General features: G+C 66.0%; 21 protein-coding genes. 13 read left to right on the top strand and 8 right to left on the bottom strand.

Annotated elements, in window-relative coordinates; genetic code table 11:
• Positions 1 to 197: 197 nt before the first annotated feature.
• Entirely contained in the window at positions 198 to 1,019 is an 822-nt protein-coding gene (locus OL239_RS16045; protein WP_268909730.1) for an IclR family transcriptional regulator, read from the top strand.
• 88 nt (positions 1,020 to 1,107) lie between these two features.
• Here the strand turns inward: OL239_RS16045 and OL239_RS16040 are convergent, their stop codons facing one another.
• The 3 genes from OL239_RS16040 to OL239_RS16030 form a co-directional block, all read right to left on the bottom strand.
• Positions 1,108 to 1,578: a nuclear transport factor 2 family protein gene (locus OL239_RS16040; RefSeq protein WP_268909729.1), complete on the bottom strand. Its 471-nt coding sequence runs from the start codon at positions 1,576 to 1,578 to the stop codon at positions 1,108 to 1,110.
• A 104-nt stretch (positions 1,579 to 1,682) separates the two neighbouring features.
• Complete coding sequence (locus OL239_RS16035; protein ID WP_268909728.1) at positions 1,683 to 2,609, bottom strand: VOC family protein; 927 nt, start codon at positions 2,607 to 2,609, stop codon at positions 1,683 to 1,685.
• A gap of 60 nt (positions 2,610 to 2,669) precedes the next feature.
• Positions 2,670 to 3,068 (bottom strand): hypothetical protein, encoded by a 399-nt coding sequence (locus OL239_RS16030; protein ID WP_268911798.1) that lies wholly within the window; start codon positions 3,066 to 3,068, stop codon positions 2,670 to 2,672.
• A 527-nt stretch (positions 3,069 to 3,595) separates the two neighbouring features.
• Here OL239_RS16030 and OL239_RS16025 point away from each other — a divergent pair.
• The 3 genes from OL239_RS16025 (at position 3,596) to OL239_RS16015 (ending at position 6,019) form a co-directional block, all read left to right on the top strand.
• Positions 3,596 to 3,856, top strand: a complete 261-nt coding sequence (locus OL239_RS16025; RefSeq protein ID WP_268909727.1) for a hypothetical protein — start codon at positions 3,596 to 3,598, stop codon at positions 3,854 to 3,856.
• A 220-nt stretch (positions 3,857 to 4,076) separates the two neighbouring features.
• A complete protein-coding gene (locus OL239_RS16020; protein WP_268909726.1) occupies positions 4,077 to 4,976 on the top strand; it encodes an alpha/beta fold hydrolase in 900 nt (299 codons plus the stop codon).
• A complete protein-coding gene (locus OL239_RS16015; RefSeq protein WP_268909725.1) occupies positions 4,973 to 6,019 on the top strand; it encodes a ferredoxin--NADP reductase in 1,047 nt (348 codons plus the stop codon). The genes OL239_RS16020 and OL239_RS16015 overlap by 4 nt, the downstream gene beginning before the upstream one ends.
• A gap of 96 nt (positions 6,020 to 6,115) precedes the next feature.
• Here OL239_RS16015 and OL239_RS16010 read toward each other — a convergent pair whose 3' ends face one another.
• Together OL239_RS16010 and OL239_RS16005 are read right to left on the bottom strand one after the other, a co-directional pair.
• Complete coding sequence (locus OL239_RS16010; protein ID WP_268909724.1) at positions 6,116 to 6,373, bottom strand: hypothetical protein; 258 nt, start codon at positions 6,371 to 6,373, stop codon at positions 6,116 to 6,118.
• A 23-nt stretch (positions 6,374 to 6,396) separates the two neighbouring features.
• Positions 6,397 to 7,554, bottom strand: coding sequence for a Rieske 2Fe-2S domain-containing protein (locus OL239_RS16005; RefSeq protein WP_268909723.1), 1,158 nt, complete (start codon positions 7,552 to 7,554; stop codon positions 6,397 to 6,399).
• Between the two features lie 206 nt (positions 7,555 to 7,760).
• Between OL239_RS16005 and OL239_RS16000 the strand changes: the two genes are divergently transcribed.
• From OL239_RS16000 to OL239_RS15990, 3 genes are all read left to right on the top strand, one after another.
• Positions 7,761 to 9,323 (top strand): FAD-dependent oxidoreductase, encoded by a 1,563-nt coding sequence (locus OL239_RS16000; protein WP_268909722.1) that lies wholly within the window; start codon positions 7,761 to 7,763, stop codon positions 9,321 to 9,323.
• Between the two features lie 270 nt (positions 9,324 to 9,593).
• On the top strand, positions 9,594 to 10,139 hold the full coding sequence (locus OL239_RS15995) for a DUF421 domain-containing protein (RefSeq protein WP_268909721.1): 546 nt from the start codon (positions 9,594 to 9,596) through the stop codon (positions 10,137 to 10,139).
• Between the two features lie 262 nt (positions 10,140 to 10,401).
• Positions 10,402 to 10,605, top strand: a complete 204-nt coding sequence (locus tag OL239_RS15990; RefSeq protein ID WP_104055090.1) for a cold-shock protein — start codon at positions 10,402 to 10,404, stop codon at positions 10,603 to 10,605.
• 177 nt (positions 10,606 to 10,782) lie between these two features.
• Here the strand turns inward: OL239_RS15990 and glsA are convergent, their stop codons facing one another.
• Entirely contained in the window at positions 10,783 to 12,669 is a 1,887-nt protein-coding gene (gene glsA / locus OL239_RS15985; protein WP_268909720.1) for a glutaminase A, read from the bottom strand.
• 213 nt (positions 12,670 to 12,882) lie between these two features.
• Between glsA and OL239_RS15980 the strand changes: the two genes are divergently transcribed.
• A complete protein-coding gene (locus tag OL239_RS15980; RefSeq protein WP_104055094.1) occupies positions 12,883 to 13,086 on the top strand; it encodes a cold-shock protein in 204 nt (67 codons plus the stop codon).
• Between the two features lie 75 nt (positions 13,087 to 13,161).
• On the opposite strand, the gene OL239_RS15975 is transcribed toward OL239_RS15980, so the two are convergent.
• A complete protein-coding gene (locus OL239_RS15975; protein WP_268909719.1) occupies positions 13,162 to 13,917 on the bottom strand; it encodes a FadR/GntR family transcriptional regulator in 756 nt (251 codons plus the stop codon).
• 175 nt (positions 13,918 to 14,092) lie between these two features.
• Between OL239_RS15975 and OL239_RS15970 the strand changes: the two genes are divergently transcribed.
• Genes OL239_RS15970 through OL239_RS15950 form a run of 5 tightly spaced genes read left to right on the top strand, consistent with a single transcriptional unit; the run spans position 14,093 to position 20,786 of the window.
• Complete coding sequence (locus OL239_RS15970; protein WP_268909718.1) at positions 14,093 to 15,607, top strand: ABC transporter substrate-binding protein; 1,515 nt, start codon at positions 14,093 to 14,095, stop codon at positions 15,605 to 15,607.
• A 7-nt stretch (positions 15,608 to 15,614) separates the two neighbouring features.
• Positions 15,615 to 16,562, top strand: coding sequence for an ABC transporter permease (locus tag OL239_RS15965; RefSeq protein WP_268909717.1), 948 nt, complete (start codon positions 15,615 to 15,617; stop codon positions 16,560 to 16,562).
• A gap of 4 nt (positions 16,563 to 16,566) precedes the next feature.
• Entirely contained in the window at positions 16,567 to 17,445 is an 879-nt protein-coding gene (locus OL239_RS15960) for an ABC transporter permease (RefSeq protein ID WP_442864163.1), read from the top strand.
• A gap of 3 nt (positions 17,446 to 17,448) precedes the next feature.
• A complete protein-coding gene (locus tag OL239_RS15955) occupies positions 17,449 to 19,344 on the top strand; it encodes a dipeptide ABC transporter ATP-binding protein (RefSeq protein ID WP_268909716.1) in 1,896 nt (631 codons plus the stop codon).
• Complete coding sequence (locus OL239_RS15950; protein ID WP_268909715.1) at positions 19,341 to 20,786, top strand: amidase; 1,446 nt, start codon at positions 19,341 to 19,343, stop codon at positions 20,784 to 20,786. Before OL239_RS15955 ends, OL239_RS15950 begins: the two co-directional genes overlap by 4 nt.
• Here the strand turns inward: OL239_RS15950 and OL239_RS15945 are convergent.
• On the bottom strand, positions 20,783 to 21,556 hold the full coding sequence (locus OL239_RS15945; RefSeq protein WP_268909714.1) for an SDR family NAD(P)-dependent oxidoreductase: 774 nt from the start codon (positions 21,554 to 21,556) through the stop codon (positions 20,783 to 20,785). The two genes, OL239_RS15950 and OL239_RS15945, sit on opposite strands and share 4 nt — an antisense overlap.
• Between the last annotated feature and the right edge of the window lie 21 nt (positions 21,557 to 21,577).

Raw genomic sequence — 21,577 nt, 5'->3', positions numbered from 1 at the left:
CCCGGGGGCAGTCCCGAAGAGCGGGATGGGAAAGGGTGGCGCAACTCCTGTAGTGATGTGTACAGTGAAGCAACAAATGTGCGTTAGCTCACATAGGTTTTGTGGTCCATAGATGTGCCAAGGAGGTCCCAGCTAATGAATGTTTCCTGTTGCAGGTCACCCCGGCGTTCCGCCGGCGATGTTCCCGGGCGGTGCCGATGAGTGTTTCCCTGACTGCAGCTCCTGTCGACTGGGCGCCGGCCGCGGCACCCTCCGGCCCGCCCCCCGCCATGGCGGCGAGGATGACACTGATCATGGAGGTGTTCGATTCGCGCTCCGTCCGGCTGCTGCTGGACGAGATAGCCTCCAGGACCCGGCTGCCCCGCTCGACGACCCACCGGATCCTGGATCAGCTGGTGCAGCTGGGGTGGCTGGAACACACCCCGGACGGCTACCGGATGGGCTGGCGGTCCCTGCAGTTCGGCGGGCTGGACAATGGAAACAGCCGGATCCGTGCGGAAGCTGCGCCCCTGCTGCACAGCCTGCAGATGCGCACCGGAATGGTGGTCCATCTGGCAGTCCTGAACGGCACCAGCATCCATTATCTGGACAAGGCCGGCGGCCGCTCGGCCACCTCCGTTCCGTCGCGGGTGGGCGGCAATGCGCCCGCCCATGCAACGGCACTGGGAAAGTCCATGCTGGCCTGGATCAACCCGGAGCAGCTGGACGAGATGTTCCGGCACGGACTGCCGGCAAACACGCCGCGGACCATCAGGGATGTTCCCGCCCTGTACGCGGAACTGAACCGGATCCGCCAGCGCGGCGGGCTGGCGTATGAATCCGGTGAGAGCTACGAGGGGATTTCCTGCGTGGCCGCGGCCATCCGGAGCCGGCGCGAGCCGGTGGCAAGCATTTCCCTGGTGGGCACCGTCAGGGATCCCATTGAACGCGTGGCTCCGCTGGTCCTGGATGCCGCACGCCGCGTATCGGCGGCGCTGTTTCCCGGGGATCTCCCGCAGGACCGTCGGACCGGCTCCTGACTGCCGGAACGCACGCGGGCCCGGGCAGCAGTCCGGGCCCGCGTCTTTCCAAAGCGGCTGGCGTCCGGGTGCCCGCATCAGCCGTTGCTTAGTCTGCAGCCGGGGAAGCCAGCAGCCCGGACACCGAGCGGCGTGCGAACTTCCATCCCCGGGAGGTCCTGGCAAACACGTCCGAATACAGTCCCAGGGAATCCTGCAGACTGCCGTCGAGGCGCCGGCCAAAGGCATGGAAGTAGGCGGTGCCCGTCGCTGAGTTCCCCTCAACGTCAATAATGTGGTTGAGGACCAGATGGCAGGTGCCGCGGTTGGAGGACATCGTGGATTCGAAGAACCCCCGCAGGGCGGCGGACCCCTGAACCGCGGGAATTCCCCAGCCGGTGCCGTCCCAGACGCCGTCCTCGGTGAACAGGGACACCAGGTCGTCGAGCCGGCCGCCGTCAAGGGCGGACACGTACTCGTGGGTCAGGCGCCGGATCAGCTCAACGTCGCTCCCGGATACCGGTCCGGGTGATGAAACAGCGCTGGGCGACGAAACAGCGCCGGATGCGGAGGCAGTCATGGGTTTCCTAACGGCGGAGCGGATGAAGACGGACCGCCGGGCGGAGGGGGAAACCGGTTGTTGCGGCTTTCCCGCGCCCGGAGGTCCGGCAGCTTGTTGCGGGGCTAAACGGCAGCGCTCTGGGGAACAAACGCGGCCAGCGGCTCGTCCGCTGCGCCCGAATGATCATGGCCCCAGTAGCTTTCGGCCGTGATCTCCTCAGCCGTGAAGTAGGTCTCATCCACCAGCATGCCCTCGGTGCCGTACTCGATGTCCCAGCCGCCGGGAGCCCGAACATAGAAGGAGACCATCTTGTCGTTGGTGTGGCGTCCGAGCGTTGCCGACAGCTTGAAGCCCTGCTTCGTGACCTTGTCCAGAGCCCGCCCCACGGTGTCCAGGTCCTCGACCTCAACCATCAGGTGCACCAGACCCGGCGCATCGGCATGGGGCGCACCGCCAATGGCAAGACTGTGGTGGCGCTGGTTGACGCCGAAGAACCGGAAACGGTTGGCCGGGCGGCGCGGACCCAGCCGGACGGCGCCGCGGGGCAGGAAGCCCAGCACGTCGGTGTAGAAGGACGTGGTCTTGTCCATTGCCATCGTGGGCAGGACAACGTGGCCCATGCCCTGCGCGCCGGTGACGAACTTCTGGGCGTAACCGGTCTTCAGGATGCTGTGGTCCAGCCGGGGGCCGAAGAAGATCTCCACCGGAGTTCCGCCCGGGTCAGCGAAGGTGATGACCTGTTCCAACCCGCGCTGGTCCGCTTCTTCCTCATTAAGCCAGGTGACGGTGATTCCGGCCGCTTCCACGTCCCTGGCCACCTGCGCCAGGGCGAACTGGTCGCGGACTTCCCAGCCCACGGCCAGGACCCGGTCCGAAGTCCCCGGGAGGACGATCAGGCGTGCTTCGCGTTCGTCCATGCGCAGGTACAGGCCGTCGGGGTCGGGGCCCACGGCCTCGGCGAAGCCGAGACCTTCAACGGTGAGTTCACGCCAGCGGTCGATGTGCTGGGTCTGGACCTTGAGATAGCCCAGTCCTCGAATGTGAGTCATGGTGTTCCTCGCTTTGCTGTTGGGTTGAGAGTCGCTGCTTGTGCCGGGGACCGCCCGGCGCTAGACCATCGAGGCCAGTTTTGCCGGCGGTTCCACGCCCAGTTCCGTCAGGACTGCTGCATGGTAGGTGGGGCCGGGTACGTGGATGGCGTGGGCAAGGCCCATGTGGGCGTCGCGCCAGAAGCGCTGGATCGGATTGTTCATCCGCAGCCCGTTGCCGCCGGAACGGGACAGGATCGTGTCGACGGCGGCGACGGCGCGCCAGGCAGCCTGGATTTGGGTGCGGCGGCCCACGGCGCGCTGCTCGAGGCTGATTTCGCGGCCGGCGGCGGCCGTGTCATAGATCCTGCTGATGTTGTCCAGGAGTGCGGAGCGGGAGGCCCGGATTTCTCCGGCGGCCTCGCTGACTGCGTACATCGAGTAGGGATCCTCGGTGCTCTTGAAGCCGTTGCCCTGCATGCGGTTGCGCTGGTACTCCAGGTGCGCGTGCAAGGCTCCTCGGCGATGCCCACCACAGCGGAGGTCAGGCCGAGAGGGAACAGGCTGTAGAACGGAATGCGGTGGATGGGCTCTGTCTTGCCTGCATCGCGGGCCACCTTGCCGCTGAACAGGTCGGCCTGGTTGATGACCCGGTACCCGGGGACAAAAATGTCCTTGATGATGACGTCCTTGCTGCCCGTGCCGCGCAGTCCCACCACGTCCCAGGAGTCTTCCACGATGGTGTAGTCGGCGCGCGGGACCACCACATGCACTGATTCATAGGGCATCAGGGGCTTGCCCTCGGCGTCGCCGACGAAGGCGCCGAGGATGACCCACTGCGCGTGGTCCGTGCCGCTGGAGAACTGCCAGTGTCCGCTGAACCGGTAGCCGCCGTCGGCCGGGATGACAACGCCCATAGGGGCGTAGGGGGAGGACACCCAGGTGTTGTCGTCGGTTCCCCAGATCTCCTCCTGGAGCTTCGGAGCCATCAGCTCGAGCTCCCAGGGGTGCACGCCGACGACGCCTGCCACCCAGCCGGCTGCGCCGTCGAGGCTGGCGATCTTCATGACTGTTTCCGCGAACTCCGTGGGGTGCGCCCGGGTGCCGCCGTACTCGACGGGGGCCAGCAGCTTCATGACGCCGGACTGGCGAAGAATATCGACGGTTCCGTCGTTGAGCTTGCCCAGGTCTTCGTTGGGCTGGCCGTAGGAGCGAAGTTCTTCGCCGCGCTCGGTCAGCACATCGGAATTTACGGTGGTTGTCATTGATGCTTCTCGCTTCCTCATCAGGGCCTGCACTCCGCCTCTGTGCAAAATCTAGGGTTCTTCGGCGCGGGGCAGCCGGGAATGTCCCGGTCACCGGGATTGGCTGCGGGTCCGCGGCCACCGCGGGTCCATCCCGGTGATCGGGACCTGCGTGGCTGCGCCTTGCGGGGACTGTTTAGGGTTCAGGAAGACCGAAGAGATTCGTACACGAGGAGCCTGAGAAATGACCACGGACCTTCGACATGAAGAGGGCAGTGCGGCCGGAACCGGCCGTACAGTGCTGCGCGAGCTGCAGACCGCCAACGGCGTGCTGCGCTACCACGAAGCGGGTGAGGGCCCGCCGCTGGTCTTCCTGCACGGCTCCGGCCCCGGGGTGACCGGCATGGGCAACTTCAAGGGCATCCTTCCGGCCTTCGCCGGGCACTTCCGCTGCTATGTGCTGGAATTTCCGGGATTTGGCGTCAGCGACCCCTCGGACCTGCATCCCATGCAGGCCGGGGGACAGGCCGTCATCGATCTGGTGGACGGACTGGGCCTGGGCCGCGTGGACATCATCGGCAACTCGATGGGCGGCATGATCGGCACGCGGTTCGCCATCGCTCACCCGGACCGGGTGCGGCGGCTGGTCACGCTGGGCGGCATGGGCATGAATATCTTCAGCCCCTCACCTGCCGAGGGGATCAATCTCCTGATTGCCTTCACCGAAGATCCCACCCGCGAGCGGTTGGTCCAGTGGCTGGAGTCCATGGTCTATGACCAGGGGCTGGTCACCGAGGAACTGATCAACGAACGCTGGCAGCAGGCCACCGACCCGACGACGCTGGCCAGCGCCCGCAGGATGTACAGCAGGGCCGCCATGAAGGCTGCAGCTGCGGCGGCGGCCACTTCCGAGGCCGCGCCGGCCTGGGCGCAGCTGCACAAGCTCAAGGCCAAAACGCTGATCACCTGGGGCCGTGATGACCGGGTTTCCCCGCTGGACGGCGTACTGGTGCCGCTGCGCACCATTCCCGACGTGGAACTGCATGTGTTCCCCAACTGCGGGCACTGGGCAATGATCGAACAGAAAGCTGCTTTCGAAAGCACCGTACTGGCCTTCCTGCGCCGGGAAGAAGCGGCATCATGAGCACCTCGTCAGTCGTGGCGCCCCTGCAGGTGCGGGTGGTGGAGGTCATCCGGGAAACACCGGACGCCCATACCCTCGTTCTGGAACCGGAGGGGGAGCCGGGCACAACCTTCACCTACAAGCCGGGGCAGTTCCTCACCATCCGGATTCCAAGCGACCGTCCCGGCGGCGCTGCACGCTGCTACTCGCTGTGCAGCTCGCCGCAGCAGGACGAAAAGCTTAAGGTCACGGTCAAGCGCACCAGGGACGGCTACGGTTCAAACTGGCTGTGCGACAACGTGGTGGAAGGCAACGTCCTGGACGTCCTGCGTCCGGCGGGAACCTTCACCCCGGGCTCGCTGGACAGGGATTTCCTCCTGTTCGCCGGAGGCAGCGGCGTCACACCGGTCATGTCCATCCTGAAATCGGCGCTGGTGGCCGGAACCGGACTGGTGACGCTGGTTTATGCCAACCAGGACGAGTCCTCCATTATCTTCCGGGACGAACTCATCGCCCTGTCCCAGCAGCATCCCGGCCGGCTCACGGTCATCCATTGGCTTGGAACCGTCCAGGGGCTGCCGGACCAGCCCTCCATCGGTGCCCTGGCGGCACCCTACACAGACCGTGACGTCTTCATCTGCGGCCCCGGGCCGTTCATGGACTGCGTTGCCCAGGCCCTGGAGGCCCTGGGCATGCCGAAGGAACAGGTGCACATTGAGCGGTTCACCTCCCTGGGCACCGATCCCTTTGCGCCGTCGGCAGCAATTGTTCACGACGTCGAGGGGGAGAGCACCGAAGTGGAGGTCCGATTGGACGGCGAGACCCGGTCCCTGTCCTGGCCGGGCGGCAGCCGGTTGCTCGATGTCCTGCTGAACTCCGGAATGGATGCTCCGTACTCCTGCCGGGAAGGGGCCTGCAGTGCGTGCACCTGCCGCATTGTGGAGGGCGAGATCCGGATGGAAAAGAACGAAGTCCTGGACGCGGCGGACCTCGGTGAGGGCTACATTCTGGCCTGCCAGGCGGTGGCCGTCAGCGAGAAGGTCAGGATTACCTACGACGAGTAACCAGGTAACGGTAACGGAGCAGGGCACAGCAAAGCGGAAGGGGCCGGTTCACTGGGAACCGGCCCCTTCCGCTTTCGTGTTTTCGTGCATCCCGGGTTACTTCTCCGGCACGTCCTTGAAAATCACGTCAATCCTGCCCTCCAGGGAGGCATTGCGGATGGTCGCCCCCAAGGTCTCGCAGCCGGCGAACTGTTCCGTCGGGCTGTCTCCCCGGCAGGCGAGCGGACGCTCCCGGCAAGCCTTCTGCGCGGTTTCATTCCATTGGATGCTGGTCTGCTGCCAATTCGACTTGCGCACCAGCACGGAGGCAGCGCAGGCGCTGCAGTCCAGCGGCTGCATCGGATTGTCCAGCATGCGGAGATCGCTGCGCGCTGTCATTAGATCAACTGCCCCTCGGCAGCCTTGCGCAGGGCCAGATTGTTCGACACTTCCTTTTGCCAGCTCTCCACCGGCCGGCTCGTGTCCAGCTCATGCTCAAAGCGGTCGGTCATCTCCGGCTTGACGTCGGCCACGTCCACGAAGAACTGCTCGTACCACCGGCGCAGCTGGTAGACGGCGCCGTCCTCTTCGCACAGCAGCGGGTTGTCGATCCGGGCCTTGTTCTGCCAGATCTCCACATCCTGGTTGAAGCCCCGGAGGATGTACTGTGCCTGGGTGGTGGCAATTTGGTCCGGATCCCCCGGCAGCTCCGGCTTCTTTTCCACGATGATCCCCGACATCAGGACAAAGGAGTTCTCATCGATGGGGTAATGCCCATTGATGAGGACCGTCTTCATCTCGAAGGTCTCGTACGTGTAAACCAGATCGTCGATCATGAAGGACGGACCGTAGTAGGAAGCCACCGAACTGGTCTTCTGCATCTTCGGAGCGCGGGGATCCGGATTGGCCGGGGTGACGTCCTCACGGCCGATGCCGTCGAAGTACTGGGTGGCGACATGCCCCTCGAAGACGTTCTTAAAGTAGGTGGGGAAGTTGTTGTGGATATAGAAGAAGTGGGCCATATCGACGACGTTGTCGATGACTTCGCGGGTGCTGGTGTTGACCACAATCTCGTTCCAGACCCACTTGGTCCAGCCCTCGTCCTCGGCGCCCTCAATGCGGGGAATCGCGACGTCTTCCGGCGGCGGGTTGCCTTCCGGATCATTCCAGACGAACAGGAGGCCGTCCTGGTCCATGGTCTGCCACGTACTCGTGCGGGCGCGCATGGGTACCCGCCGGCTGTACGGAACGGACTTGCAGCGTCCGTCGCCGCCCCAGCGCCAGTCGTGGAACGGGCAGGCAATTTCGTTGCCCTTGACGGTGCCCTTGGAAAGGTCACCGCCCAGATGGCGGCAATAGGCGTCCAGCACATTGATCTTGCCGTCGCTTCCGGTGAAAATCACCAGCTTCTGGCCAAAGGCATTGACAGTGTGCGGCTTGCCGTCCTTGTACTTATCCGACAGGCCAAGACAGTGCCATCCACGCGCGTAGCGCGTGGGTACCTCACCTGATTCAATTTGCCTGATCTCGTCCTGGTCTGACTCAACAATGCTCATCTGGAACCGTTCCCTTCAAATACACCCGTGTGCGAACGTCTCGAACCTTGAGGCTAGGCACATGTGACACCGCCGGCTGGGCCAGTCCCGATGTGTGGGACAGCCCGGACCACCGGATTTTCCGCCTGACAATCTAAGGGGCGGGCCATCCGGCGGAACACCGCAGCCGGGCCTGCGTTCCACCGGCGACGACGAAAAGGGAAACCATGGCAAACGGGCAAAACATTGGGCAGGAATGGGACAGCGAGTACGACGTCGTCGTGGTTGGGTCCGGTGCCGGAGCAATGGCGGGGGCCTTCAGCGCTGCGTCCCGCGGTTTGAAAACCCTGGTGCTTGAAAAGACGGACCTCCTGGGCGGGGCCTCTTCCTATGCAGGGGCCTCCTGCTGGCTGCCGGGGACCCAGGTGCAGGAACGTGCCGGCGTGCAGGATTCCCGGGAAGCGGCCAACACGTTTCTGGTATCGCTGCTCGGCGGGGACCAGGCGGAGCGCCGGGAAGCGTTCCTGGCTACGGCACCCGAGCTCGTCAAGGCACTGGAGCACGATCCGGCCATCGAGTTCCGATGGACGGCGTTTCCTGATTACTTCCCGGGCCCGGGACGGATGGAAGTGGGACGGTCCATCATGCCTGTGGACCTGCCGCGTGAAGAGATCGGCGAGCTGGCCGCGCTGGTGCGGCCCCGGATCGAACGGGACCGGCTGGGAAAGTCACATCCGGACGGTCCGCTCACCGCGGGGCAGGCACTGATCGGACGCCTGCTGCTGGCCCTGACCAATACGGGAAACGGGACGGTGCTTACGGGCACGGCGATGACCGGCCTTGTCATTGAGGACGGCAAAGCAGTGGGCCTGACGGTGGAAGGCTCCGGCGGTCCGGGCCGGGTGCGTGCCCGTGCGGGTGTGCTTCTGGGGGCGGGTGGATTCGAGGCGAATCCGCAGATGCGCGCCGATAACGGCACGCCCGGCTCGGCGGACTGGACCATGGCTCCGGCGGCCGCCAACAACGGCGTCGCTATCCGCGCCGCCCGGGAGGCAGGGGGCGCCGTTGAACTTATGGACCAGGCCTGGTGGTGCCCGGGGCCGCGCAGCCTGCCGGAGACTGCGCCTTCACCCTCGGCTTCCGTGGCGGGCTCATGGTGGACGGAAACGGAAAGCGCTTTGCGAATGAGTCCCTTCCCTACGACCAGATGGGACGGGTCATGGCGGCGGCTGCTGCTGACCGGATTCCCTCCTGGTTTATCTTCGATTCGCGCTTCGGAGGAGCTGCCGGCCATCATGCGCCCGGACAACACTTCCCCCGCGGAGCATCTGTCGGCGGGAACGTGGCTCCAGGCGGAGACCGTAGGGGAACTGGCGGAACTGACGGGTCTGCCCCCGGCTGCCCTGACCGACACCGTCGCCCGGTTCAACGGGTTTGCCGAGAGCGGAGTGGACGAGGATTTCCACCGCGGCGAGGACCCCTACGACCTCTTCTTCACAGACCCCTCGCACGGCCCCAATCCCGCCCTGGTGCCGGTGGCGCAGCCGCCGTATTTTGCTGCCCGCATGGTGCTCAGCGATCTGGGCACCAAGGGCGGATTGCGCACGGATCCGGACGCCCGTGTCCTCACCGACGGCGGTGACCCGATTCCGGGGCTCTACGCAGTCGGCAATACCAGCGCATCCTTCTCCGGCCGTTTCTATCCGGGACCGGGGATTCCGCTGGGCTCGGCCATGGTCTTTGCCTACCGCGCTGTCCAGTCCATGGCCGGCGGAGCGGCGGCCGGCTAACAATGCGGCGCCCGGCCAGGCTGCAGGGGAGGCGCAGGCGGCGGCCGCCGCCGGAGCCCTCCCCGCCAGCCGGCCGTCTCGGCTTTGAGCCGGCTCCGCCCGGTCCGCGGCCTGTCACGGCGCGGGTCCGCACGGCTAGCATTTTTCTAGCGGGCACGCGGCTGCAGGCGCCGGCTGCAGCATGCACAAACCAGGCCAGACGCTCTCCGTCGCCGCTGACTGTCCGGAACCGGAACACGGTTCCGTCCTTTCAACGTGAGGAGAATGACAGTGTGGCAGAATCTCGGAATTACGCCGCTGGAAGCGCTCGCGGTTGTCCTGTCCGCCATCGGCATTTATGCAGCCTTCTTTGTCCTTATCCGGACAGCCGGACAGCGCGCGCTGGCGAGCTGGTCCACGATGGACAAAGCCATAGTGATCGCCTTCGGCTCGGTGCTGGGGCGCGTTGTGCTGGGGAACACCCCCACGCTGGCCGCCGGGATCATTGGTCTGGCGACCATGTTTGCCCTGTTCCGGCTGGAGGCCGTGCTGCGGCGGACCAGGCGCGGCGCTTACCTCTCGAGTAGACCGATTCTTCTGATGGCGGGCGAGGACCTTGTGCAGGGCGGGTTGAAGGCCGCCCGCATTGAAGAGGATGAGGTGTACTTCAAGCTGCGCCAGGCCGGCATCAGGAACTTCTCCGAGGTGGCCCTGGTCATTCTGGAACCGACGGGCGATGTCAGCGTTCTGCGCCGCGGGGAACTTATCGACCCGATGCTGCTGCGGCGGATCACGGACCAGTCTGCAATTCCCGCCCATCTGCTGATGCCCCGATAGGGGCCCCGCTGCCGGTGATCGGGCCGCAGCGGGGAGGCCCGATCACCGGCAGTCAGGGATGTTCAGGTGTTCAGGGAGGCCGATTAACCGCCGCAGCGAAAGTGGTGTAGAGTCTTACTCAGTTGTTGGTTGTTGCGCATTTTGTATTTCAAGCGGCGAAACCCCAAACGGGCTAGCCGCTTTTCTGTAAAAGCGGTAAGGAACACCGCGACTGAAGCTACCCGAAAGTCGGGATCTGCTTCAATCCAGAAGGAATATTAAAATGGCTACAGGTACCGTGAAATGGTTCAACTCCGAAAAGGGCTTCGGCTTCATCGAGCCCGATGACGGCAGCGCCGACGTGTTCGCTCACTACTCCGCTATCAACTCCAATGGTTACAAGTCCCTGGACGAGAACCAGAAGGTTAGCTTTGATACCGAGCAGGGCCCCAAGGGTCCCCAGGCTACGAACATCCAGGCGCTCTAATTTAGAGACTTTGGTTCAGTACTTGTACTGATCTGCCTTACAAAAGCAGGACGGGTTTCCCGTCCTGCTTTTGTGTCTAACTCGAACACCGGGCCCGGCCCGCGGGATTCTTCCCTGCCACTGCGGAAGCGGCCGCCGCCCCGGCCCGGGAGTCTGCGAAACCCGGGCCGGGGTGCGTCAATCCCGGGCGCGCAGCGCGCTCTCCCGCAGGTACTGCTCCACCCGGGTGTAGGCATCGCGGGTGAGGGCTTTCCATAGCTCCACCGCCAGCCGGGGGTTTTCCTCCTCGAGGGACTCCATGGTGTCGGCGGTCAGGACCTTCAGCCGTAACCGGCCGCCCGCCTTCACCGTGGTTTCCTGGCGCCGGTCCTCGGCCAGTGCCATTTCCCCGAAGGTCATGCCCGGCCCCAGGGTGGTGAGCTTGATCCGGGAACCATCCGGTGCCGGCATGGAGGTGGTGACGGTGCCGGAGACAATGAAGAAGACCCCGCCAAACCGCTGCCCGACCCGGCGGATGACATCGCCGTCGTCGTAGTCCCGTTCCAGCATGCGCTCCTGGACTGCCGCGGCATCCTCGGGAGCGAGCTGCCGCAGCGCCGGAGAATCCACGGGTTCCATCACGTCCGGCATGATGAGTTCGGTTCCGTAAGAGTCGATGAGCCGGCTCTCGCAGTATTCGACGGCGGCGTTGCGGGTCACGAACGTGGGAACCTCCAGCCCCCTCCCGGAGAGGTCTTCGGCGACGGTTCCCTCGCCGTCCACGAGCACCAGACCGCGGCCGGTCCCGGCCAGCATCGCGGCCGACTCAGCGAACAGGCGAAGCGCCACCCCGGAAACCTCATCGACGCTGCGCAGGTCCAGGACCACGAGTTCGACGTCGTCCTCCAGGCCGGAGACTGCCCGCACCACGGATTCGGCACCGGCGAAGAGCAGGTCTCCGTTGAGCTCCAGGACCCGGGCGCGGTGGCCGTGGCTGCGCAGCACCTCGCTGGCTTCGTCGGTGCGCCGCACACCCGACGGGGCGGCCGTGATGTCAAAGACGTTGCGGATGGCGGAGCGGCCGGTCCGCGCCGCCCGGACGAAATGCAGCTGCATGTCATGGGAGATCCGCTGGCTGGTGGCCACCCCGCGGACGCTTGAGCCGTGCGCGTCCAGAGGGGGCGAATAGACGGCGAGGCCAACCTGCCCGGGCAGGACGGCAATGGTGCCGCCGCCGACGCCGGACTTGGCCGGCATGCCGACGCTGGAGAGCCAGGCACCGGCGTCGTCGTACATCCCGCAGGTGGCCATGACCGACAGGACCCGCTCGACGGGTGCAATCTCCAGCACCTGGTCTCCGGAGAGCGGGTTGCGGCCGCTGTTGGCGAGGGTGGCTGCCATCATGGCCAGATCCAGGGTGTTGACCATGACCGAGCACTGGCGGAAGTAGTCCTTGATGACCGGTGCGGGATCAGACTCAATGATGTCGAAGGACCGCAGCAGGTAGGCCAGGGCATGGTTGCGGTGGCCGGACTTCAGTTCGGACCGGTAGGTGCGTTCACTGACTGACAGCTGGCGGCCGGCGAAGGCGGAGTATGTGTTCAGGATCCGGTTGAAGCGGGTGATGCCGCCGGAGCCGCGGACCAGGGAGGTTGCGGTGAGGGCGCCGGCATTGATCATGGCGTTGGCCGGGCGGCCGGTGCCTTCGGCCAGGGATATCTCGTTAAAGGAGTCCCCGGAAGGCTCCACGTCCACCTTCGCATCCACGGCCTCCATGCCCCTGTCCGCCAGGGCCAGGCCGTAGGTGAAGGGTTTGGAGATGGACTGGATGCTGAATTCCTCGCGCGTGTCACCGATCTCGTAGACGAATCCGTCGGCCGTTGCCAGCGCGATGCCAAAGTTGTTGGGATCCACGTTGGCCATGGCCGGAATGTTGCTGTACGGCTTGCCGTCCTTCAACTCCGCAATTTCGGAGTGGATTTTTTGCAGATACGCGTCGATGGGGGAGGGTACGGGCGGAAAGATGGATGATGGCGCCTGCTGACGGGACGGGTCCGAAGCGGCGGAAACGGTGGCGGAACGCATACCATCAGCCTAACGAGTAGTACGGCAACAGGGGTGCCGCGCTTCGGGGGCCCTGTGTATACTGGACGAAGTTGTAGCGTGGGGCGTTCTGTGTTCCAAGCGGCGAAGCCCAAATCAAGGGCCAGCCGCTTTTTCTATAGATTGCCGCGTACGGCGCTGCAGCGTGAAACTCCCCGAAGGTCGGGGGTGGTTTCTTTAGAAGGATGATTAAAAATGGCAACAGGTACCGTGAAATGGTTCAACTCCGAAAAGGGCTTCGGCTTCATCGAGCCCGATGACGGAAGCGCCGACGTTTTCGCTCACTACTCCGCTATCAACTCGAGTGGCTACCGCTCCCTCGAAGAGAACCAGAAGGTTAGCTTCGACACCGAGCAGGGCCCCAAGGGTCCCCAGGCCGTAAACATCCAGGCCCTCTAAATCCAGATTTGGGTTCCTTCGGGAACGGCTTGAATAAGTTGCAGGACGGGAAGCATTTCCCGTCCTGTTTCTTCGTTAAGCCCCGGCGGCGAGGGCGGCCAGCGCTGTCCTGCCGCGGTCGTCCAGATACAGTGCAAAATGATCCGCAATAGCCGCGCGGGCATGGGCTCCGGCGGCCGACGCGGCTCCGGCGGCGATGGCTTCAAAGAGGATGCGGTCGCTGGCGGCTGACTCCTCCATGGCGAGGCGGGGATCCGGAGCCATGGAAATCCTGTCATTCATGAGGCTCAGGATCGCTGCCGAGACGGCCTGCCCGCTGGTTTGGAGCAGCAGATTGCCGCTTGCCTCCCAGACGGCGGTGTGGAAGTCCAGATCGGCACGGCTGAACATGTCGGCGTCGTGCACCGATGCTTTCATGCGTCCGACGGCGGATGACATGGCGTCGAGCTGCTCGCCGGTGTGCAGCGTGGCGGCCAGGCGGCAGGCCGAGCTTTCCAGGATGACCCGGAACTGCACCAGATCGGACAGGGACAGGGCTGCCACGCGCGTGAGGGTGCTGAAGGAGCGCTCCAGCGCCAGCCCGGTGAGCGGCAGCACCTCGGGTCCGGTCCGGACTCCGGGGCGCGACGCGATCAGCCCCCGGCTTTGCAGCACCCGCAGGGCTTCCCGGACCGTGGGCCGGCTGACGGAGAACTGGACCACGAGTTCCCGCTCGCTCGGCAAATGCTGTCCCGGTGCCAGGGCGCCGGAGAGGATGGCTTCCTCGATCTGCTCCACGACGCGCTCATAGGTCAGCACAGGAACAGCCGGGGTGAAGCTAATCTTGCTCATGCGGTCCTCCGGTTGACGGGTGAGTACCGAATGTACCCGGCTGTGGGGAGCAGCGCACCCCGTTTCGGACTTTTTGTAACTGGTCTGACCTTCCAACGTGTAGACATATATATGTGCATGCTGTTGGCTGGACGCCATCGGTGTCCCCGGCACTTTTCGAAGATGGAGAATCCTAATGCGACCCACTCACCTGCGGGTACCTGCCGTCATCCTGGCCGCGGCGCTGTCCCTTTCGGCCTGTTCGGCAGGCTCGGGCGGCACGGAAGCCGCCGAGCCGTCGGAACGGACGGACATCACGGTGGCGTTGACCGGGGAACCCACCAACCTGGACTTCACCACCACAGCGGGCGCGGCGATTCCCCAGGCACTGATGTCCAACGTTTACGAAGGCCTGGTCGAGATCGACCAGGAAGGCACCATCCAGCCGCTGTTGGCCGAGTCCTGGGAGATCAGCGATGACCGCCGGACCTATACGTTCAGCCTGCGGCCGGACGTGACCTTCTCGAACGGAGAGGCCTTCACCGCCGACGACGTTAAGTTCAGCATCGAGCGCGTCCTGTCCGACGCCTGGGTCTCGAGCCTGAAAACCAAGATGTCAGTGGTGGAAGCGGTCAACGTCCTGGGGGACACGGAGGTGGAGGTTGTCCTGGCCCGGCCCTCGAACGCCTGGCTCTTCGACCTTGGCACCCCTGTGGGGGCGATGTTCGACGAGAACGGGGTGGACGACCTGGCCGCCACTGCGATCGGCACCGGCCCCTTCACCATTGAAGCCTGGAACCGCGGGCAGTCCATCGACATGAAGGCACGGGACGATTACTGGGGCGAGGCGCCGAAGGTCGGGACGGCCACCCTGAAGTACTTCGCCGACGCCGTCGCGACCACCAATGCCCTCCGCTCCGGAGACGTGGACGTGGTGCACAACATGCAGGCGCCGGAGCTGCTGGCCGACTTCGAAAGCGACCCGGCCTACCAGGTGCTCGACGGCACCTCCAACGGCGAGATCATGCTGTCGATGAATAACAGGAGGGCCCCGTTCGACGACGTCCGTGTCCGCCAGGCGGTGCTGCACGCCATCGACAACCAGGCCGTCATCGACACGGCCTGGAGCGGCTACGGCACGCTGATCGGTGCGCCGGTTCCGCCCACGGACCCGTACTACGAAGACCTCAACGGGAAATACCCCTACGACCCGGAGAAGTCACGGGCGCTGCTGGCGGAAGCCGGTGCCGGGAACCTCGACATCACGTTTACCGTTCCGACGCGTCCCTACGCCACCGCGGTTTCCGAGATCGTGGTGTCACAGCTGGCCGAGGTGGGCATCAATGCCACCATCGAATCCGCGGAGTTCCCCGCGGTATGGCTCGACCAGGTCTTCACCCAGCACGACTACGACATGTCCGTGGTCCTGGCGGTGGAAAGCCGGGACCTGCTCACCATGTTCAACAACCCCGACTACTACCTGGGCTACGACAATTCAGCCATCGCCGAAACGGCAGCCGCCGCCGATACCGCCGACGAGGCCGGCTACATTTCCGGGATGCAGGAGGTGGTGCGCACCATTACCGACGACGCCGCGGCCGGAGTGCTCTTCCTCTTCCCGAACATCGTGGTAGCCAAGGCCGACGTCACCGGGATCCCCGCCAACTCAGTCACGGAAGCCCTGGACCTGGGGTCCATCGGCTGGGAGTAGCGGCACCATGGGTCTGAGGCTGCTGATCAACGCAGCACGCTTTGCCGTCACCTTCGTTGCGGCAACGGTGGCCGTATTCTTCTTCATGCGCGCCGTGCCCGGCGATCCGGCGCAGATCGCCCTGGGCGTGAATGCGACGCCGGAACTGCTGGCCGCGACCCGCCGGGAGTTTGGCACCGACCGGCCCCTCGCAGTGCAGTATTTCGACTGGGTGCTGGGGCTGCCCCGCGGTGACTTTGGCGTGAGCTACGTGACGCGGCAGGACATCAGCCCGCAGGTCCTGGACCGGGTGCAGGTCAGTTTGATCCTGGTGGGGCTGGCCATGCTCGCAGCCCTGCTGATCGCGATCCCGTTCGGCACCCTCATGGCCGTCCGCCACCGGCAGGTTGGCGGGATCCTGCTCAGCGGACTGAGTCAGGTGGGTGTGGCTATTCCCGGTTTCCTGGCCGGAATCATGCTCGTTGTGGTCTTCGCGGTGGGGTTGGGGTGGTTCCCCGCCAACGGCTGGACTCCGCCGGGAGAGGACTTCGGCGACTTCCTGCGCCGGGTGTGCCTGCCCGTGCTGGCCCTCGCCTCCGTACAGGGAGCCATCCTGACCCGGTACGTCCGCTCGGCCGTCCTGGAAATCATGAGCGAGGACTATCTCCGCACCGCCCGTGCCAAAGGCCTGGGCAAGCTTGAAGCCCTGGTGAAGCACGGGCTGCGCAATGCCGCCATTCCGGTCCTCACTGTCGCCAGCGTCCAGTTCGCGGCACTGATTATCGGCGCCGTCGTCATTGAACGGGTCTTCGTGATTCCGGGACTGGGATCGATGCTCCTGGACGCGGTGGGCAACCGCGACCTGCTGACGGTTCAGTCCGTGGTGATGGTGCTCGTGGCGGTCACCCTCATCGTTAACCTGGTGGTGGATGTCCTGTACACCGTCCTTGACCCGCGCATCCGAAAGAAGGCCTAGGACGTTGAGCGAAATTCCCACCGCCGTCCCCGGAACCGCCGGTTCGCCGTCGACCAGCGCCCCGAAACGGCGGATCTCCGCCACCCTCCTCGTGGGGTCGCTGCTGGTTGGAGTGGTCGTCCTGGCAGCACTCCTATCCTTCTTCTGGACGCCGTACGACCCGGTGCGGGCCGTGCCTTCGGACCGGCTGCTCGGTTCCAGCGCCGATCACCTGATGGGCACTGACCGCTACGGGCGCGACGTGTTTTCGGGGATCCTCTACGGCGCCCGCATTACGCTGTTCGTGGGGCTGATCGCCGTCGGCATTGCCCTGCTGGTGGGAACACCGCTGGGCGTCCTGGCCGGCATGCGCGGCGGCATCACCGAAGAAGTCACCATGCGGGGCACCGACATTCTGCTGGCCTTTCCGGCTCTGCTGGTCGCCATCGTGTTCGGCGCCGTGTTCGGCGCGGGAACCGGAACAGCCATGGTTGCCATCGGGATCGGGTCCATTCCCGGTTTTGCCAGGGTGGCGCGCAGCGGCACCCTGCAGGTGATGAGCACGGAATATGTTCTTGCCGCGCGGGCTTCAAGCCAAAGCGGACTGCGGATCGCCCGCCGGCACGTGCTGCCGAATATTGCCGGCATGGTGGTGGTGCAGTGCTCCGTGACCTTTGCCCTGGCGGTCCTGGCTGAAGCAGCCCTGTCTTTCCTGGGGCTGGGCACCCCTCCGCCGGTGCCGTCCTGGGGACGCATGCTGCAGGAGTCCCAGCAGTTCCTTGGCAGCCAGCCGTCACTGGCCATTTGGCCCGGTGCCGCCATTGCAGTGGCCGTCCTGGGCTTCAACCTGCTCGGCGACGGCCTGCGTGACCGGTTCGATCCGAAGCTGAACGGAGGCCGGTAGCCCGTGTCCGAGCCATTGCTGCAGGTCGAGAACCTGACCATTTCCACGAAGGACCGGGTTCTCGTCGACGATTTCTCCCTGTCCCTGGGCAGGGGAGAGCGGGTGGGGCTCATCGGTGAATCCGGTTCGGGCAAGTCGATGACGGCCACTGCCCTGATGGGGCTGCTTCCCGACGGCGTCTCCGCGGACGGCTCCATCCGGCTCGCCGGAACGGAGGGGAACCTGGTGGGCGCGCCCGATGCGCGGCTGCGCCGGATCCGCGGCAACGACATGACCATGGTTTTCCAGGAACCCCTCACCGCGCTTAACCCGCTGATGAAGGTGGGGAAGCAGGTCGCTGAGGTGATGCTCAAGCACCGCACGGCGGACAATTCCCGCGACGCAGCCGCCCGGGCCGTCGAGATGCTCGCATCCGTCCGGCTGCCGCATCCCGCCCAAACCGCCGCAGCCTATCCGCATCAGCTCTCCGGCGGCCAGCGCCAGCGCGTCATGCTGGCCATGGCGCTGGCCAATGACCCGGCACTGCTGATCTGCGATGAGCCCACCACGGCGCTGGATGTGACGGTGCAGCGCCAGGTGCTGGATCTGATCCTGGAAGCGGTCAGTGAACGGGGCACCGGCCTCCTGTTCATCACCCATGACCTCTCCGTGGTCGCGAACATCTGCGAACGCGTCCTCGTGATGAACAACGGGCAGGTGGTGGAAGAAGGAGACGCCGACGACGTCTTTACCCGGCCCCGGCACCTGTACACCAAGGCCCTGCTGGGCGCCTCGGACCTCGAGGCGACGGACAGCCGCGGCCGGCTCTTCACCGTTGCGTCGGCCGCCGAGTACGCTCCGCCGCCGCCCGGAACGCCGGCGGCCCCGCCCGGAACGCCGGCAGCCCCGCCCGGAACGCCGGCCCGGCCTGCCGCCCTGCACGAACAAGACGCCGCCACAGCCGCCACCGCCGCCACAGCCGCCACCGCCGCCACAGCCGCCACCGCCGCCACAGCCGCCACCGTCGCCACAGCCGCCACAGTCCCCAAAGCCGCGGCGGTGGAGCCGGACGGCGGCGCACCGCTGATCAGCGTGAAGGACCTGGTCCGGACGTACCGCCGGGGCCGGACCACCCTGTTCGGGAAGCCCGATGAGGTGCACGCCCTGCGGGGCATCTCCTTCGATGTTGCGGCCGGCCAGCGCTTTGGCGTGGTGGGGGAGTCGGGATCCGGAAAATCCACGCTGCTGCGGATCCTTGCGGGGCTGGACCAGCCGACGTCGGGCAGCGTGCGCGTGGCCGGAAACGAAGTGGCCGGCGCCCGTGAAGGCCAGCTCCTGCAGCTGCGCCGGCAGCTCCAGATCGTGTTCCAGGATCCCATGGGATCCCTGGACCCGAGGATGCGGGTCAGGGATATCGTCGCTGAACCGCTGCTGCTTCCGGGACAGCCGGCCAATGCCCGCAGGCACCGGGACCGGGTGGAGGAAATGCTCGAGGCCGTGGGCCTGGGCCCGGACGCAGCCGACCGGTTCCCGCACCAGTTCTCCGGCGGCCAGCGCCAGCGGATTTCCATCGCCCGGGCCCTGATCTGCGAACCCCGGGTGCTGGTGGCCGACGAGCCGGTGAGCGCCCTGGACGTCTCGGTCCGGGCCCAGGTGCTGAACCTGCTCTCCGACCTGGTGGAGCGCTACCGGCTGACCCTGGTCTTTGTTTCCCACGACCTCGGGGTGGTGCGGCACATCTGCGACAACGTGGTGGTCATGCACCAGGGGCTGATCGTGGAAAGCGGCAGGACCGCGCAGATTTACGACAACCCCGTCCAGAACTACACGAAAGCCCTGGTGCGCTCCTCCATGACCCTGCGGGGGAACTGGCAGCACGGCAGGCCCAGCCCTAACCCGCACAACGGAGGTCCACGATGACTGAAACTGCACACGAGCCGGGTTCCACCGCCGGGGCCCACGCGGAGCAGGTTCCGCTGCATGCGCTGTCGGCCGCTGACATGAGCCGGGCCTTCAGCTCCGGAGCCGTGACTCCGGAGGATGTCGCAGAGGCAGTCGTAGCACGGATACGGGACCGCGAACCGGAGCTGAACGCGTTGTATCTCTTCGACGCCGCCGACGTTCGGGCGCAGGCACGCGCGAGCGCCGCCCGCTGGCGGGCCGGGGCTCCGCTTAGCCACTACGACGGCGTTCCGTGCACCGTGAAGGAGAACATTGCCCGGGCGGGCCATCCCAAACCCTCCGGAACGGCGCTTCCCCATCCACCGGTGAGCGCCGCCAACGCACCGGTCACCGACCGGCTGGTCGAAGCCGGTGTGGTCATTCTCGGCTCCACCACCATGCCGGACTGGGGGATGCTTTCCTCCGGCGTCTCCAGCCGGCACGGAATTTCCCGCGGCGCCTGGAACCCGGCATGGACCACGGGCGGTTCCAGCGCCGGGGCCGGTTCCGCCGCTGCCGCCGCGTACGGCCCGCTGCACGTCGGCACCGACATCGGCGGCTCCATCCGCCTGCCGGGAACCTGGCAGGGGCTGGCGGCGCTCAAGCCCAGCGCAGGCCTGGTTCCCCTGGACATGCCCTACCCCGGCCGTGCCGCCGGTCCGCTGGCCCGGACCGTCGGGGACGCGGCCGCGCTCATGAGCCTGGTCGCCCGGCATGACATGCGCGACTATTCCACCCGGCCGTATCCGGAAATGGACTGGGACGCCGCCCCCGCCGGCGTGGAGCAGCTGAAAGTGGCGCTGCACCTGGATGCCGGCTGCGGAGCTGCGGTGGAGCCGGAAATCCTGGCGGCGGTGCAGGGCGTGGCGGACGTGTTCGCCGCGGCCGGCGCCGTTCCGGAAGTGCTGGGTCCGTTTATGGACCAGGAGCTGTTGGACGGACTGGACAACTTCTGGCGCACCCGGTCCTGGGCCGACTTCGAGCTCCTGGCACCGGAGGACCGGCCGCTCGTGTTGGAATACGTTGCCCGGTGGTGCTCCCGCGGGGCCTCGTTCAGCGGCGCCGACACCATCCGCCACTACCACTGCATGGACTCGGTGCGGCAGCGGACCATCAGCGCAACGGCAGCGTTCGACGTCGTGATTTCGCCGGTGGCGCCCATGGCCGCTTTTCCGGCGGAACAGCCGATGCCTGACCCGGACCCGGACCGGACCATGTCCCACATCGGTTTCACGGTTCCGTACAACATGTCGGGCCAGCCGGCGGCCACGGTCAACTGCGGGTTTACCGCGGACGGACGCCCGATCGGGGTTCAGCTCTCCGGTCCGGTGGGCAGCGATGACCGGCTGCTCCGCGCCGCCGCCTGGTACGAAGCCAACCGCCCGGCGTCGGCCGTGCCCGGCTGGGCGGGACTGCGCTAGGAGGCAGGCGGGTCAAAGCGTCCGTCGACGGCGGTCCAGCCGCCGTCGACCGTCAGGACGGATCCGGTGACGAAACTGGAGGCGTCGGAGGCCAGATACACCACGGCGCCGGCCAGCTCCTCCGGACGGGACCAGCGGCCCAGCGCGCTTTTCGCCGCGTACGCGTCGTACCAGGCGGGATTTTCCTTAATTTGCGCGGTCAGCGGTGTCTCGACGACGCCCGGTGCAACCACGTTCACCCGGACACCGGCCGGGCCGAACTCCGCGGCAGCCGTTTTCGCCAGCTGGACGAGCCCGGCCTTCGTCGCCGCATAGACACCCTGGCCCGGCTCGACCGTGGATGCCCGGATGGAGGAGAACCCGATGATGCTCCCGCCCCCGTTGGCGGCCATGCGCGGGGCAAACGCACGAATCAGGGCGAAGGACGCCCGGAGGTTCAAATTGACCACCCGGTCGAATTCCTCCATGGTGTAGTCCGCGATGCGTTTGCGCACATTGGTGGCGGCTGTGAAGACGAGGGCATCAAGGTCCGCGTACCGCTCCGCGGCAGCCTCCACGGCGGCTGTGTCCAGGACATCGAGCGCCAGGGCCTCGGCGCCGGGGCCGGCCAGCCCGGCAGCGGCTGTCGCGGATGCAGCGTCCCGGTCCGCGCACACCACCTTTGCCCCGTGGGCGCCCAGGGCCAGGGCTGCTTCGCGGCCGATGCCGCTTCCGGCGCCCACCACCATCATGCGGCGTCCGGCGAGGTCAAAGAGGTTCGCGTACTTCATGCGTCTGCTTCCATAAGGATG

The sequence above is a fragment of the Arthrobacter sp. ATA002 genome (assembly GCF_026898095.1).
In the GTDB taxonomy this organism is placed as follows: Bacteria; Actinomycetota; Actinomycetes; order Actinomycetales; family Micrococcaceae; genus Arthrobacter_B.
The sequence above is the reverse complement of the archived record's forward strand: the minus strand, read 5'-3'. Positions and strand labels throughout refer to the sequence as shown.